This window comes from Nocardiopsis alborubida (genome assembly GCF_012396365.1).
GTDB lineage: Bacteria > Actinomycetota > Actinomycetes > Streptosporangiales > Streptosporangiaceae > Nocardiopsis > Nocardiopsis alborubida.
This window is the reverse complement of sequence record NZ_JAAXPG010000007.1, coordinates 71,332-85,329: the sequence shown is the minus strand read 5'-3', so window position 1 is coordinate 85,329 and position 13,998 is coordinate 71,332. Positions and strand designations below refer to the sequence as shown.

13 protein-coding genes are annotated in these 13,998 nt (G+C 72.2%); 8 read left to right on the top strand and 5 right to left on the bottom strand.

The annotated features are described in order from the left end of the window. The first annotated feature begins 17 nt into the window (after positions 1-17). Together HGB44_RS09250 and HGB44_RS09245 are read left to right on the top strand one after the other, a co-directional pair. Entirely contained in the window at positions 18-1,064 is a 1,047-nt protein-coding gene (locus HGB44_RS09250) for a Gfo/Idh/MocA family protein (protein WP_061079731.1), read from the top strand. A gap of 117 nt (positions 1,065-1,181) precedes the next feature. Beyond that, complete coding sequence (locus HGB44_RS09245) at positions 1,182-2,015, top strand: phosphotransferase (RefSeq protein WP_061079730.1); 834 nt, start codon at positions 1,182-1,184, stop codon at positions 2,013-2,015. Between the two features lie 83 nt (positions 2,016-2,098). Here the strand turns inward: HGB44_RS09245 and HGB44_RS09240 are convergent, their stop codons facing one another. Then, positions 2,099-3,589, bottom strand: a complete 1,491-nt coding sequence (locus HGB44_RS09240) for a carboxylesterase/lipase family protein (RefSeq protein ID WP_061079729.1) — start codon at positions 3,587-3,589, stop codon at positions 2,099-2,101. Positions 3,590-3,759: 170 nt separating this feature from the next. Here HGB44_RS09240 and HGB44_RS09235 point away from each other — a divergent pair, with 170 nt between their 5' ends. Beyond that, positions 3,760-4,404: a TetR/AcrR family transcriptional regulator C-terminal domain-containing protein gene (locus HGB44_RS09235; RefSeq protein ID WP_061079728.1), complete on the top strand. Its 645-nt coding sequence runs from the start codon at positions 3,760-3,762 to the stop codon at positions 4,402-4,404. Between the two features lie 71 nt (positions 4,405-4,475). Here the strand turns inward: HGB44_RS09235 and HGB44_RS09230 are convergent, their stop codons facing one another. Then, positions 4,476-5,039 (bottom strand): helix-turn-helix domain-containing protein, encoded by a 564-nt coding sequence (locus HGB44_RS09230; protein WP_061079727.1) that lies wholly within the window; start codon positions 5,037-5,039, stop codon positions 4,476-4,478. Positions 5,040-5,071: 32 nt separating this feature from the next. On the opposite strand from HGB44_RS09230, the gene HGB44_RS09225 reads away from it, so the two are divergent. Together HGB44_RS09225 and HGB44_RS09220 are read left to right on the top strand one after the other, a co-directional pair. Further along, positions 5,072-5,599, top strand: coding sequence for a GNAT family N-acetyltransferase (locus HGB44_RS09225; RefSeq protein ID WP_082768274.1), 528 nt, complete (start codon positions 5,072-5,074; stop codon positions 5,597-5,599). A 168-nt stretch (positions 5,600-5,767) separates the two neighbouring features. Next, the gene (locus HGB44_RS09220) at positions 5,768-6,727 is read left to right on the top strand and encodes an EamA family transporter (RefSeq protein ID WP_168443991.1); all 960 of its coding nucleotides are present in this window, start codon (positions 5,768-5,770) and stop codon (positions 6,725-6,727) included. A 160-nt stretch (positions 6,728-6,887) separates the two neighbouring features. Here HGB44_RS09220 and HGB44_RS09215 read toward each other — a convergent pair whose 3' ends face one another. The 3 genes from HGB44_RS09215 to HGB44_RS09205 are packed head-to-tail and all read right to left on the bottom strand — an operon-like array spanning position 6,888 to position 10,062. Then, a complete protein-coding gene (locus HGB44_RS09215; protein ID WP_061081941.1) occupies positions 6,888-8,207 on the bottom strand; it encodes an ABC transporter substrate-binding protein in 1,320 nt (439 codons plus the stop codon). Between the two features lie 18 nt (positions 8,208-8,225). Beyond that, entirely contained in the window at positions 8,226-9,101 is an 876-nt protein-coding gene (locus tag HGB44_RS09210; protein ID WP_061081940.1) for a carbohydrate ABC transporter permease, read from the bottom strand. Then, positions 9,091-10,062, bottom strand: a complete 972-nt coding sequence (locus HGB44_RS09205) for a carbohydrate ABC transporter permease (protein WP_061081939.1) — start codon at positions 10,060-10,062, stop codon at positions 9,091-9,093. The genes HGB44_RS09210 and HGB44_RS09205 overlap by 11 nt, the downstream gene beginning before the upstream one ends. A gap of 434 nt (positions 10,063-10,496) precedes the next feature. Here HGB44_RS09205 and HGB44_RS09200 point away from each other — a divergent pair, with 434 nt between their 5' ends. From HGB44_RS09200 to HGB44_RS09190, 3 genes are read left to right on the top strand one after another with little or no spacing between them, the layout of a single operon-like run. Continuing rightward, positions 10,497-11,804, top strand: coding sequence for a Gfo/Idh/MocA family oxidoreductase (locus HGB44_RS09200; protein WP_082768488.1), 1,308 nt, complete (start codon positions 10,497-10,499; stop codon positions 11,802-11,804). Beyond that, positions 11,804-12,976, top strand: a complete 1,173-nt coding sequence (locus HGB44_RS09195; RefSeq protein ID WP_061081937.1) for a Gfo/Idh/MocA family protein — start codon at positions 11,804-11,806, stop codon at positions 12,974-12,976. Before HGB44_RS09200 ends, HGB44_RS09195 begins: the two co-directional genes overlap by 1 nt. Before the next feature lie 11 nt (positions 12,977-12,987). Next, positions 12,988-13,842, top strand: a complete 855-nt coding sequence (locus tag HGB44_RS09190) for a DUF6807 domain-containing protein (protein WP_061081948.1) — start codon at positions 12,988-12,990, stop codon at positions 13,840-13,842. Positions 13,843-13,998: the final 156 nt, after the last annotated feature.

The window sequence follows — 13,998 nt, the reverse complement described above, 5'->3', positions numbered from 1 at the left end:
GAACCGATGATGCCCCCATGCGCGTGGGAGTGGTGGGGCTGGGGATGGGTCTGCACCTGGCGGAGTGGGCCGCCAGGCTGGGCATGGACGTGGTGGCGGCATGCGACCGCGATCCCGCCCCGCGCACCGCGGCCCGCGGGCGACTGCCCGGTGCGACCCTCACCGGACGCTGGCAGGACCTGCTCGACCAGGACCTGGACGGGGTGCTCCTGGCCAACGACTTCGACACCCACGCACCCCTGGCCCGGGCCTTCCTGGACCGCGGCGTCCACGTGCTCTCCGAGACCGCCGCGTGCGCCGACGAGGCCGAGGCGAGGGAGCTGATCGCGGCGGCCGACCGCTCGTCGGCGACCTACTCCCTGGCCGAGAACTACACCCTGCACCCGCACGTGCTGCTCGTCCGCGAGGCCGTCCGGTCGGGCGAACTGGGCAGGATCAGCCTCATCGAGGCCGACTACCTGCACGGCATGTCCCCCGAGGGCGTCACCGGGCTGACCGGCGACCCCGCCCACTGGCGCGGGCGCATCGCCCCCACCGCCTACTGCACCCACTCCCTGTCGCCGATCCTGGCGATCACCGGGGCGCACCCGGTGGAGGTCAGCGCGTTCACCGTGGACGAGGCCGCGCCGCGCCAGGCCAGCACCATGGTGGTGCGCCTGTCCACGGGAGCCCTGGCCGTCACCCGCAACGGCTTTCTCCAGGGCGAACCCGACAGCCACTGGAGCTGGGTGTCGGTGCGCGGCACCCACGGGCTGGCCGAGTCGGTACGGGCACGCGGAGAACGCGCCTGGTCGGTGCGCGTACGCCACGAGGGGTGGACCCGCCCCGACGGCAACGCCCGCGAGGAGGAGCGCGTCCCGCCCGCGCTGATCCTGGACGGGGCGCCCGTGGAGCGCGGAGCCGAGGGCACGGTGCGCCTGCTGCGGGGCTTTCGCGACACCGCCCAGCGCGGCGCCGAGCCGCTGGTGCCGGTACGCGCGGCGGTGGCGGCCTCCCTGGTAGGGGTGGCCGGAGCCGAGTCGCTGGCCCGGGGGTCGCGTCCGGTCCCGGTTCCCCGGCTGTGACCGGGTTTTTCCTCCTCCGGAACGACCTTCGACACGGCGCGGCCTCCCCCCGGGCGTGCGCTGGCACTAGTTTCGAGGTAGACCCGCCGCCGCAGGTCCTCAACCCCGAGGAGAGCGATGACCCACCCGACCGACACCGACAGCGGCACCGACAACAGGGGGAAGCGGCTGGCCGGCGGCATGATGACCACGGTGTTCCGGTACGGCGGCCACGTCGTGCGCACCGCGACACCCGCCGCCCCCGCCATCCACGCCCACCTGGGCGCCCTGGCCGAGAGCGGGTTCAGGGGCGCTCCGGTGCCGCTCCGGCTGCGCGACGACGGCAGGGAGGAGCTCACCTTCGTGGAGGGGGACGTCGCCCTTCCGCCGTTCCCCGACTGGGCGTTCACCGAGCACACCCTGCGCTCGGCCGCCGAACTGCTGCGCCGCTACCACGACGCCGCCGCACGCGTGCCCGTGGACGCCTCGGCCGCCTGGAACACCGGCTCCACCGGGATGGCCGACCCCGAGGGCGGTCCGATCCTGTGCCACAACGACCCCTGCCTGGAGAACATCGTCTTCCGCCGGGGCCGGGCCTCGGCCCTGATCGACTTCGACCTGGCCGCGCCGGGCCGCCCGGTCTGGGACGTGGCGGCGCTGGCCTACTACCTGGCACCCGCGCTCGACCCGGTGTCGGCCGCCGGGGCCCCGCACGAGGGGAGCGTCGCCCCGCACCGGCTGCGCGTCCTCGCCGACGCCTACGGCCTCTCCGTCGACGACCGCCGCGCCCTGCCCGAGACGGTCGAGGACTACACGGCCGTCGCCCGCGTCTTCGTGGCCGAGCGGGTCGAGAACGGTGACGGCCTGTTCGCCCGCGACCTGGAGCGGACGGGCGGGTGGGAGCGCTGGGACCGCCGCCAGTCCTGGCTGGCCGACCAGCGCGCCGTGTTCGTCCGTGCGCTCGTCGACTGACCCCGGCCCGCGGCCCCGGGCACCGGGACGGCCTACGTCCCGGTGTGCGGAGGCAGCTTCGGCGACCGGGGCGGGGAACCCCTTCAGCGGACGCCGTCCCAGACGGCGCGCTCCTCCGGCCTGTGGTCGTCGGTGAGCGCAGGAGCGTCGTCGAAGCGCATCACCGGCCGCCGGGGCAAGTCGTAGCGAGGCCACCCCGGGTCTCCCCGGGTGGCGAAGGCGACCCAGGCGGCATGCACGGAGTCGGCGAGGCGCTGAGGCGGACTGGTACCGGTCAGCGGCCAGAAGCGGGGGGCGTCGAGGAGGTCGAAGACGAAGGGGACCTCCAGGAAGTGGCAGGCGCCGAGGCTGCCGCCGAACTGGGGAGAGCGCCAGGCGAACTCGTACATGTGGACCGCGGTGCCGTTCGCGGCCCTGGCCTCGGCCAGCCGGTAGGCGGGAACGCGGTACCACCAGTCGCGCTGTAACAGCGCCAGCAGGTCACCCGGCCCGAGACCGCGATCGGCCGCACCGTAGGCCGCGCGGACCCGCTCGGCCGGAAGCCCGTACAGCCTCGCGGCGGTGACCAGATCCGCCTCGGTCACAGCGGCCAACGCCCCGAAGGGAACCAGCGAAAGCCTGCCCTCCTCCGCGTTGGTGCCGATCAGGATGTCGACGTCGGCGCCCGCACCGGTCCGGACGAGGTCGAGCGGCCGGGCGGGCAGGGTGCCCTCGTCGATGACCGGCTGCCAGGCGGTCACCCTGGAGCCCGGCTCACCGTTCCAGCGCCGGGGATCGGGGGCCGACGCCAGATCGGCCGTCACCGCGGCTTGAGCGTCGAGCAGTCGTCGGCGGGAGACCGCAGCGATCGCCTCGCGCGTGAACGCGACACCCAGGTGTGAGGCCAGCGACTCACCGATGTGCCGCGCGGTCTCGGGCGTCTGGACCAGGTTCCCGGCACCGCTCTGCAGGACCGCTCGCCGGAACAGCCCCCGGGCCGCAGGCACGGCCAGCAGGGTACCCGCGCACATGGCACCGGAGGACTGTCCGAACACGGTGACGTTGTCCGGATCGCCGCCGAAGGCGGCGATGTTGTGCCGTACCCAGTGCAGTGCGGCGATCTGGTCGAGGAGGGCGAGGTTGGCGACCCCGTCTCCCGGCGCGAGGAAGCCCTCGGCGCCGAGCCGGTAGTTGAGGCTCACGAGGACGACGCCGTCGCGGGCGAAGCGCCCGCCGTCGTAGAGGACGCTGCTTCCGCCGTCGAAGCCGCCGCCGTGGACCCACACCATCACCGGTTGCCGGGCACGGCCCAGGTCGGCGGACCAGACGTTGAGGTTGAGACAGTCGTCCCCGGCCACGGTCGGATAGAAGCCCGCCAGCTCCACGGGCAGGGGGAAGTCCGGCTGGGGCGCGGTGGGGCCGAAGGCTCCGGCGTCGCGTACACCCTCCCACGGAACGACCGGCTCCGGCGGGCGGAACCCGCGGGGGCCGGTGGGCGGTTCGGCGTACGGGACTCCCTTGAAGACGTGGACGCCGTCGACGGTGCGTCCACGCACGAGACCAGCGCGAGTAGCGGCGACGGGCCCGCTTGTCATGGCCTGACGCGTCCTTGTGCGGGCAGGGCCCGGCGCGCGGCCGACCGCATCGCGGCCTGGGTCATGAGCTCGGTCCTCCTCGGGCTCGGTGACTTGTTTCTTACGGCATAAGTTTCCTGTGCTCTCACTATACTTACGCCGTAAGAACCGGTGACGCCTGAAAGGCCGCCATGTCCCCGAACCGCACCCGTGGCCAGAGCGCCGGGCTCACCCGCCAGGCTGTCCTCCGAGCTGCCCTGGCGCTGGCCGACCGCGAAGGACTCAAGGCGTTGTCGATGCGCCGCATCGGTCAGGAGCTCGGAGTCGAGGCCATGTCCCTCTACCAGCACGTCGTCAGCAAGGACGACCTGTTGGACGGGCTGGTCGAGCAGGTTTTCACGCAGGCCGCTCCGCTGATGGCCAGGGCCGCCTCATGGCGGGAGGGCCTGAGCGAGTACGCCCACGTCCTCCTGTGCACCCTGCTGGCGCACCCGAACGTCCTGCCCCTGGTGATCACCCGGCCCGCGATCACCACACAGAACCTACGCACCATGGAGAGCGCGCTCATGACGCTGCGGAGCGCGGGTTTCACACAGGAACGGGCCCTGGACATGCTGTACGCAGTGGCCGATCTCGTCGTCGGCCACGCCGCCGTGCTGGCAGCCAGCGGACCGGAGGACCAGGCACAGACCGGCCAGACACGCGCAGCGGCCCACCCGGGCTCGCGGGAGGCTTTTCTCCTCACCGAGGCCGCGCGGGCCCGGCGGTCCTCCGGGCCAGGATCCCGCTTCGACTTCGCGCTCGGTGCCATGCTGCGCGGCTTCGACGCGAGCTGACCGCACGGACCGTCCCGGCGCCTCGCCGGGGACCGGTGATGACCACCGGGCCCGTCCACCGGTCAGCGGCCTCAGGCTCCGCGTCGGGAGACGACCACCAGGTACCGGCAGTCCTCTCCGGTCGGGTTGTGGAACTCGCACGGCTCAGGCGGGCCCAGGTGCAGGCAGTCGCCCCGCTCCAGCACGTGCTCCGCAGCGCCCTCGCGGAAGGCGAGCGTGCCCTCCAGCACCCAGATCTGGTGGTGGGTGAGGGCGTAGGCCCGTGCGGGGAAGCCCACCCGCGCCCCCGGCGGCAGCTCCACCTCCACCAGCTCGATCGGGCCACCGGCCGCGGGCGAGACCGCGCGCCGCCGGTAGCCCGTCCCGGGATCGGTCCACACGGGCTGCTCGTGCGCGCGGACCAGGCGGCGGTCGCCCTGCTCGGCGCGGGCGACCAGCTCCGACAGGGTGATGCCGAGTGCGGCGGCGAGCCGTCCCAGCAGGGAGGCGGTGGGTTGGGCCTCGCCGTTCTCGATCCGGCTGATCATGCCCCGGGAGACACCGGAGAGCTCGGCCAGGGCCCCTCCGCTCAGCCCGCGGGACCGGCGCAGCTCACGCAGGGTCGAAGCCAGGGCCGGTCCCAGTGTGTCGCTCATGACGTTCACTATAGGGATCTCGGATGAATACCATGGTCGACATGACTTCGATGCCGACCCTCACCGTCCGCGACGCGACACCCGCGGACGCTCCGGCGTGCGCGGCGATCTATTCTCCCTACGTCACCGACACCGCGATCACCTTCGAGTACGAGCCGCCCACCGCCGAGCAGATGGCCGAGCGGATCGCCGCGGCCCAGCGGCGGCACGCCTGGATCGTGCTGGAGGACGCGGACGGGATCGTCGGTTACGCCTACGGCGGTCCCTTCCGCGCCCGCGACGCCTACCAGTGGACGTGCGAGGTCAGCGTCTACCTGGCCATGGGGCCCAGGCGCACCGGCGCGGGCCGCGCCCTGTACCGGGAACTGCTGCCCCGCCTGGCCGAACGCGGCATGCGCACCGCCGTCGCGTGCATGACCCTGCCCAACGACGCCAGCCTGGGCCTGCACCGCTCCCTGGGCTTCGAGGACGCGGGCCTCATGCGACGGGTCGGCCGCAAGTTCGACGCCTGGCACGACGTCGCCTGGGCCCAGCTCGACCTCACTCCCGCACGGGGCTGAGGCCGGCCGTACCGCCGCCGGAGCGCCTCCCGCGTCCGCGACCGGTCGTGAGCACCCCTCGTGTACGACCCCGTCACCGGAGGCCCCCGCCGCCCGAAGACTTCCTCGGACCCCGGCCGTATGCTCGTCAGCGGTCCCACGTCCCCACCATCCCCCGGGAGCACCGCCGTGTCCGTCCCACCCGCGCGCCACCGACGCTCGGGGCTGGCCTTCGCGCTCGCCTCGGCACTCGCCTTCGGCGGATCAGGCGTCTTCGCCCGCCCCCTGCTGGACGCCGGGATGGACTCCCTCCACGTCACCTGGCTGCGCGTGGCCGGAGCGGCGCTGCTGCTGTTGCCCGTGGCCCTGGCCCACTGGCGCACCGCCCGCCGCCGCCCGCTGCTGGTCCTGGCCTACGGCGTCTTCCCGATGGCCGGGGTCCAGGCCCTGTACTTCGCCTCCATCGCGCGCATCCCCGTGGGCATCGCCCTGCTCATCGAGTTCCTCGGACCGGTCCTGGTCCTGCTGTGGCTGCGCGTGGTGCGCCGCACCCGCGTCTCCCCCGCCGCCGTGGTCGGCGTGGTCCTGGCCGTGGCCGGACTCGGCCTGCTGCTGGAGGTGTGGGCGGGCGTGCGCCTGGACGCGGTCGGCGTGGGGCTGGCGCTGGGCGCCGCCGCGGCGCAGGCCGCCTTCTTCCTGCTCTCGGACAGCATGGACGAGGACACCCACCCCCTGGCCGTGGTCGCCTTCGGCTCGCTGGTCGCCGCGGTGCTGCTGGGCGTCCTGGCCCGGCCCTGGACGCTGCCCTGGCACATGCTCGCCGGCCCGGTCGCGCTCGGCGGGTTCTCCTTCCCCGGCTGGGCCGCGGCCCTGTGGCTGGGCCTGGTGTGCACCGCGCTCGCCTACTTCCTCGGCATCTCGGCGATCCGGCGCCTGTCCCCGCAGGTCGCCGGGGCGGTCGCCTACCTGGAGGTGGTCACCGCGATCGTGCTGGCGTGGGTGCTGCTGGGCGAGGCGCTCACCCCCGTGCAGGCCGTCGGCGCCGCCGTCATCGTCGCGGGCGCCTTCGTCGCCCAGACCGCCGTGCCCCCGGCCCCGGCGCGGCCGGAGTCCGATCCCGAGCAGCCGCCGGTCGCCGCCTCCCCCTGAGGAACGAGGGACCGCGCACGGGCGCCGCCGGGGCTCCTCCCCGAACGACCGCCGGTCCCCGCCACCGTCCGGACGGGCCGCACACGCGGGCGGGCCCGGCGGGAGAGTCTCCTCCCGCCGGGCCCGCCCGCGTACTGGTGTTGGATCCGCGCCTTCCGGATCAGGCCTCGCCGGTGGCCGCCTCGACCTCCGAGATGAACTGCTCCGCGGCCTCGGCCGGGGTCAGGTCGCCGAAGGTCAGGTCCTCGGTGACGCGCTTGGTGATGTCCACGACCTGGCCCGCGCCGATCGGCGGCGGCGGGTTGCCGTCCACGATCGTGCCCTCGATCTCGGACAGGAAGACCGCGCTGCGGGCGTCGGCCTCGGGCAGGGAGTCGATGATGTGCGAGCGCACGTCCACGTTGGCGGGCAGACCGCGGTCGGCCAGGATCAGCTCGGCCGCCTCCTCGCTGTTGAGCAGGAAGTCCACGAACAGCGCCGCCTCCTCCGGGTGCTCGGTGCCCGCGGAGATGGAGTAGAACATGGCCGGCTTGAAGAACATGCCGGTGCGGTCCTCGGTGCTCTCGCCCGGGTAGCGCAGCAGCTCGATGTCGCGGCCGGAGGAGGCTGAGATGCCGCCCAGCTGGTTGGTCCAGAAATGGGCCATCGCGCCCTGGTTGGTGGAGAGCACCGACTGGTCGGGGCCGCCCGCCTCGATCTCCACGCTCTCGGCGGCGCCGGGCTGGCCGCCGTTCTCCACCAGCTGCTCGGTGACGGAGAACCACTCCTCCAGCGTCTCCTGGGAGAAGCCGAGGGATCCGTCCTCGGCGTAGAGGTTCTCCCCGCGCTGGCGGGCGAAGATCTGGAAGCCCGTCTCGTTGTAGGACATGCTCTGCGTGCCCACGGTCTCGCCGTCGGTGGCCTCGCTGATCTGGGCCGAGATCTCGATGTAGTCGTCCCAGGTCCACGTCTCGTCGTCGGGCATCTCCACGCCCGCGTCCTCGAAGGCCTGGGGGTCGGCCAGGATGGCGTAGGCGTTCACGCCGGTGGCCACGCCGAAGGTCTGCCCGTCCAGGTCGCCGCTCTCGGCCACCAGGGGGTCGATCCCGGACATGTCCAGTTCGGTCTCGCTGAGGTCGAGCAGGGCGCCGCGGTCGCCGTACTCACGCAGGTAGCGCTCCTCCTGCGTGATGATGTCGGGGGCGTCGTTGGCGGCGGTGCTGGTGGCCAGACGGTCCCAGTACCCGGCCCAGTCGGTGTACTCGGGGACGATGGTGATGCCCGGGTTCTCGGCCTCGAACAGGTCGATGACCTGCTGGGTGGTGGAGTGGCGGTCGTCCGCGCCCCACCAGGAGAAGCGCAGCTCCACGGTGCCGTCGTCGGCCTCGGAGCCGCCACAGGCGGTGGCCGCCATCACGATGGCGCCCATTCCCGCGGCCACGGAGAGGAAAGGGCTGCGGCGACGGGCCTGGGGGCGCCCGCTGCCAGGGTGTGCGTGCATGTGTTCGGTTCCCTTCGACTACTTGATTCCGGTGGTGGCGATGCCCTTGACGAGGTATCGCTGACCCGCGAGGAAGAAACCGAAGACCGGCCCCAGAGCGACGATCGACATGGCGAACAGCGGACCCCAGGAGGTCTGCGAGGTCGAGTCGACGAAGGTGCGCAGGGCGACGGGAACGGTGTACATCGACGGGTCGGTGAGGAAGATCAGCTGGCTGAAGAAGTCGTTCCACGTCCAGATGAAGGTGAAGATCGCGCTGGTGGCCAGGGCCGGCAGGGACAGCGGCATGATGATCTGGAAGAAGATGCGCACGTGGCCGCAGCCGTCGATGCGCGCCGCCTCGTCCAGGTCGCGGGGCAGTCCGCGGATGAACTGCACCATGAGGAAGATGAAGAACCCGTCCGTGGCCAGGAGCTTGGGCACGATCAGCGGCAGGAAGGTGTTGATCCAGTCCAGCTCGGCGAAGAGGATGTACTGCGGCACGATCACGACGTGGATCGGCAGCATGATCGTGGCCATCATGACGGCGAAGAACAGCCGCTTGCCGCGGAACTCCAGCCGGGCGAAGGCGTAGGCCGCCATCGAGCAGCCGATGAGGTTGCCCACGATCGCCCCGGCCACCACGATCGCCGAGTTGAGCAGGTAGTGGTGGAACGGGAACTGGAGCGCGTTCCAGCCCTCGGTGTAGTTGCCCGGCGTGAAGGTCTCGGGGATCAGGCCCGGGGCGCGGAAGATCTCCTCGGTGGGCTTGAACGAGCTGGAGAGCATCCACAGCAGCGGGTAGAGCATGATCAGCCCGAAGGCGATGAGCCCGACGTGCGTGATCAGCCGTCGTGTGCGTTCGGCCCGCGTGCGCTTCTGCGAGGGCGCGGGGGCCATTGTCTTAGTCGCCATAGAAGACCCAGTACTTGGAGGCGATGAAGTTCACCGCGGTGAACCCGCCGATGATCAGCAGCAGCAGCCAGGCCATCGCCGAGGCGTAGCCCATGTCGAAGGAGCCGAAGCCGCGTAGGTAGAGGTAGAGCGTGTAGAAGAGCGTGGAGTCGGAGGGGCCGCCGGTGCCGCCGCTGACCACGAACGCCTGGGTGAAGGTCTGGAAGGCGTTGATGAACTGCAACACCATGTTGAAGAAGATGATCGGGGTGAGCATCGGGACGGTGATGTTCCAGAAGCGGCGCATGGGGCCCGCTCCGTCCACCGCGGCGGCCTCGTAGTACATGGCGGGGATCTGGCGCAGACCCGCCAGGAAGATCACCATGGGTGCGCCGAAGGTCCACACGTTGAGCACGATCAGGGTGCCCAGCGCGTAGTCGGGGTGGGAGACCCAGCCCTCACCCTGGATGCCGAAGAAGCCGAGCACCTGGTTGATCAGGCCCTCCGCGCCGAAGACCTGGCGCCAGAGGATGGCGATGGCAACGCTGCCGCCGAGCAGGGAGGGCAGGTAGTACACCGACCGGTACAGGGGCAGCCCCCGTACGCCCCGGTCCAGGATCATCGCCAGGGCCAGGGCCAGGGCGAGCTGGAGCGGCACCGACACGAACACGTAGACGAACGTGACCCTGAGCGCGCTGTGCAGGCGCTCGTCGTCGAACATCCGCTGGTAGTTCTCCAGGCCGACCCACCCGTAGTCACCGATGAGGTTGTAGTCGGTGAAGGAGAAGTACAGGGAGGCCAGGAGGGGGCCCGCGGTGATGAGCACCAGGCCGACGAACCACGGGGCCAGGAAGCCGTAGGCGGCGAGGTTCTCGTTCCGCCGCTTGCCCGGGGCCGGGCTCTTGCCGACCCGGCGGCGCGGCTTGGCACCGGCCGGGTCCTCGGGGGCCTTGGCGGGCCGCCGTTGCAGGAGGGCACTCACGGGGATCCACCCTCCTGTGGGGCCACCGCCGGAGCGCTGGCGGGCGCGTGCGGTCCTGGAATCATGGAAACTGCCAATCTCGTTCGGAAGACGCGTACGCTGTGGGCGAGAACACGTGTTGAACTGCCTAAACATGTTCTGGTAAGCGCTATCCACGTACTAAGATGTTCAGTTTCTAGCACCGGGTTACATGGGTGTCAACGGCAGGTTTCCCGAAAACTGTGATCCAAGCCCCATATCGTTACGCTTCCGGCGACCCGCAGGGCGCGAGGATCACTCCGATTTCACCGCTTTCGCGACCGTTCGCACAAAGAATCCCACCCTCCGCAGTCGCATGGACACGTACCGTCGTGCGTCACGGGAGTGCGGATGCTCGGACACGTCTTGGTCGACACCCTTGTCGACCGGATGGGAAAGCGTTTACCATGCCCTGTGTGAACCACACCACCCCACGCAGGTACGCGATCGTCGGCACCGGCTCCCGCGCCCGGATGTACACCCGGGCCCTGACCGGCACCCACCGGGACCGGGGACGTCTGGTCGCCCTCTGCGACACCAACAGCACCCGCATGGCCGTGCACAACCGCATCGTCACCGACGCCGGTCTCGACGCCGTGCCGACCTACTCCCCCGACGACTTCGTCCACATGCTCAAGGAGGAAAGGGTCGACGAGGTCATCGTCTGCACCGTCGACCGCACCCACGCCGACTACGTCGTCGCGGCCCTGGACGCCGGACTCGACGCCATCACAGAGAAGCCCATGACCGCCGACCTGGAGGGGCTGCGGCGCATCAACGAGGCCCAGGCGCGCACCGGGGGGCGGGTGACCGTCGGCTTCAACTACCGCTACAACCCCGTCCACCGCCAGCTGCGCGACCTCATCGCCTCCGGGGTCATCGGCGAGGTCGGGTCGGTGCACTTCGAGTGGCTGCTGGACCTGCGCCACGGCGCCGACTACTTCCGCCGCTGGCACCGCGACAAGACCCAGTCCGGCGGCCTGCTCGTGCACAAGGCCAGCCACCACTTCGACCTGGTCAACTGGTGGATCGGCGCCCGCCCCACCGACGTGTTCGCGTCGGGGAGGCTGTTCTTCTACGGCGACGACAACGGCCGCCGCCACGGCCTGGCCGCCGACTACGAGCGCGGCCACGGCGAGGACGCCGCCCAGAGCGACCCCTTCGCCCTGCACATGGACGACAGCCCCGACCTCAGGGCCCTGTACCTGGACGCCGAGCACGAGGACGGCTACCGGCGCGACCTCAACGTCTTCGGACCCGGCATCACCATCGAGGACGACATGTCCGTGCTGGTCGGCTACGACACCGGAGCGCGCCTGACCTACCACCTGGTCGCCTACGCACCCTGGGAGGGCTACCGCATCGCGATCACGGGCAGCCGGGGGCGCCTGGAGCTGGACATGACCGAGTTCGAGTACACCTCGCCCGACCAGGACGAGGCCACGCCCGTGCGCGGCATGCCCGCCCCCAAGGAACACACCAGCGCCCGGCTGTGGCTGCGCCGCCACTGGCAGCCGCCCGAGGAGATCCCCGTGGCCGTGGGCGAGGGCACCCACGGCGGCGGCGACCAGCTCATGCTCGACTCGCTCTTCGGCGGCGAGGACGACGGCATCCGCCCCGACCACTCCGACGGCGGCAACGCCCTTCTCACCGGGCTGGCGGCCAACGCCTCCATCGCCTCGGGAGCGCCGGTCCGCGTCGCCGACCTGCTCGGGGGCAGCTGATGGACGAACCCGTGCCCGTGCTGCTGGCCGGGGTCCACGGCCACGGCCGCGCCCACCTGCGCTCCCTGCGGGAGCTGGCGGAGAGCGGCCTGGTCCGGCTCGTGGGCGTGTGCGACCAGCGCCCCGTCGCCGAGGACGACGACCTGGAGGGGCACGGCCCGCTGCCCTGCCACGCCGACCTGGGCGAGGCGATCGAGAGCACCGGCGCGCGGATCACCGTCCTGGCCACACCCATCCACACCCACCTGCCCCTGGCCCGCACCGTGCTGGAACACGGCTCCCACCTGCTGCTGGAGAAGCCCACCACCGCGACCCTGGCCGAGTTCGAGGAGCTCACCACGGCCGTGGACGCCTCCGGGCTGGCCTGCCAGGTGGGCTTCCAGAGCCTGGGGTCGGCCGCCGTGGAGGCTGTGCGCACGCTGGTGCGCGAGGGCACGGTGGGGCGCGTGCGCGGCATCGGCGGTTCGGGCACGTGGGTGCGCACCTCGGCCTACTACGACCGCGCACCCTGGGCGGGGCGCCGCCGCCTCCAGGGGCGCGACGTGGTGGACGGGGCGCTGACCAACCCCTTCGCCCACGCCCTGGCCACCGCGCTGGCCGTGGCCGGAGCCGCCACCGAGGCACCGCGGGACGTGGAGCTGGAGATGTTCCACGCCCACCCCATCGAGGCCGACGACACCTCGTGCGTGCGCGTGCGCACCGCGGACGGGCTGCCCATCACCCTGGCGGTGACCCTGTGCGCGCCCGAGCACCTGCCGCCGCGCCTGGTGGTGCACGGCGACCTGGGGCGCATCGAGTTCGAGTACACGCTGGACCGGGTCACCGTGCACCGGCTGGGCCGGGACCCGGCCACCACCACGCACCCGCGCACCCCCCTGATGTCCAACCTCGTCGACCACGTGCGCGGAGACGAGCCGCTGCTGGTGCCGCCCCAGGCCACCCGGGCGTTCATGCACGTGCTCGAAGCGGTGCGCACCGCGCCCGACCCGGTGGCGCTGCCCGCGGGCATGCAGCACGTGTACCGCACCGAGGAGGGGGTGCGCCGGATCATCCCCGGCATCGACGCCCTCATCCACCGCAGCGCCGAGCACCTGGCGCTGTTCTCCGAACTCGACCCCGCCTGGTCCCCCGCAGCCCGGACGGGACCGACCGACGCGAAGGCCACGCCGTGAACACTCTGACCATGGACGGTCGCGTCCTGGCCGTCCTCAGGGACGGAACCGACATCGAGCCGACCCTGTCCCCGCGCCCCTACCTGCACCCGGTGCACACCCTCGCCGGGGTGCCGGTCACCGAGGAGCGGCCCGCCGACCACCTGCACCACTTCGGGGTGGGCGTGGCCGTGCCCGACGTGTCGGGGGTGAGCTTCTGGGGCGGGCGCACCTTCACCCGCGACCGGGGATCGGTGCTGCTGGACAACCACGGACGCCAACGGCACGTGTCCTGGCTGGAGCTGGCCGCGGACCGCCGCGTCGAGGCGCTGTCGTGGACCGGCCCGGACGGGGCCGAGATGCTGAGCGAGGAGCGCACCGTGCGGGCCGCGGGCCTGGACGGGCGCACCTGGGTCCTGGACGTGCGCACGCAGCTGCGCAACACCTCGGGACGCGACCTGAGCATCGGCAGTCCCGCCACCAACGGCCGCCCCGGCGCCGGGTACGGGGGCCTGTTCTGGCGCGCGCCCGTGGCCGCGGCCCCGCCCGCCGTCGTCGGCGCGGGCGGGCTGTCGGGTGAGGAGGCCCTGCACGGTTCGCGGGCGGAGTGGCTGGCGCTGGTCGGTGGTGGCGCTGAGGACGCGGACGAGGCCGTGAGCGGGGGGTGGACCCTGCTCTTCCTCCAGCCCGGCGAGCACGCCGACCCGTGGTTCCTGCGGGTCAAGGAGTACCCGGGAGTGGGTCCCGCGCTGGCGTGGGACGCGCGGCTGCCGCTGCCCGAGGGCGGGCGCCTGGAGCGGCGGCTGCGCGTGGCGGTGCGCGACGGGCGCACCGACGGAGCCGGGGAACTGGCGGCCCTGGCCGAGGCCGCGCGGGAGCTGCCCTGAGCCCGTGATCCGTGAGGAGGGCCGGGCTCCGCGCCAGGACCGGGGCGGAGCCGCGGTGGGTCCGCGGACCGAACCGGCGGGGCCCGGCCCATGAGAGCCCATGAGACGCGGTCTGTGAGACGCGGTCTGTGAAGCACGCCTCGCGGGGGCGGGCGC

Excerpts from the sequence above, each read along its gene's own strand:
- HGB44_RS09250 (WP_061079731.1), top strand. The coding sequence starts at position 18 with ATGCGCGTGGGAGTGGTGGGGCTGGGGATGGGTCTGCACCTGGCGGAG.
- HGB44_RS09245 (WP_061079730.1), top strand. The coding sequence starts at position 1,182 with ATGACCCACCCGACCGACACCGACAGCGGCACCGACAACAGGGGGAAG.
- HGB44_RS09240 (WP_061079729.1), bottom strand. The coding sequence starts at position 3,589 with ATGACAAGCGGGCCCGTCGCCGCTACTCGCGCTGGTCTCGTGCGTGGA.
- HGB44_RS09235 (WP_061079728.1), top strand. The coding sequence starts at position 3,760 with ATGTCCCCGAACCGCACCCGTGGCCAGAGCGCCGGGCTCACCCGCCAG.
- HGB44_RS09230 (WP_061079727.1), bottom strand. The coding sequence starts at position 5,039 with ATGAGCGACACACTGGGACCGGCCCTGGCTTCGACCCTGCGTGAGCTG.
- HGB44_RS09225 (WP_082768274.1), top strand. The coding sequence starts at position 5,072 with ATGGTCGACATGACTTCGATGCCGACCCTCACCGTCCGCGACGCGACA.
- HGB44_RS09215 (WP_061081941.1), bottom strand. The coding sequence starts at position 8,207 with ATGCACGCACACCCTGGCAGCGGGCGCCCCCAGGCCCGTCGCCGCAGC.
- HGB44_RS09210 (WP_061081940.1), bottom strand. The coding sequence starts at position 9,101 with ATGGCGACTAAGACAATGGCCCCCGCGCCCTCGCAGAAGCGCACGCGG.
- HGB44_RS09195 (WP_061081937.1), top strand. The coding sequence starts at position 11,804 with ATGGACGAACCCGTGCCCGTGCTGCTGGCCGGGGTCCACGGCCACGGC.
- HGB44_RS09190 (WP_061081948.1), top strand. The coding sequence starts at position 12,988 with ATGGACGGTCGCGTCCTGGCCGTCCTCAGGGACGGAACCGACATCGAG.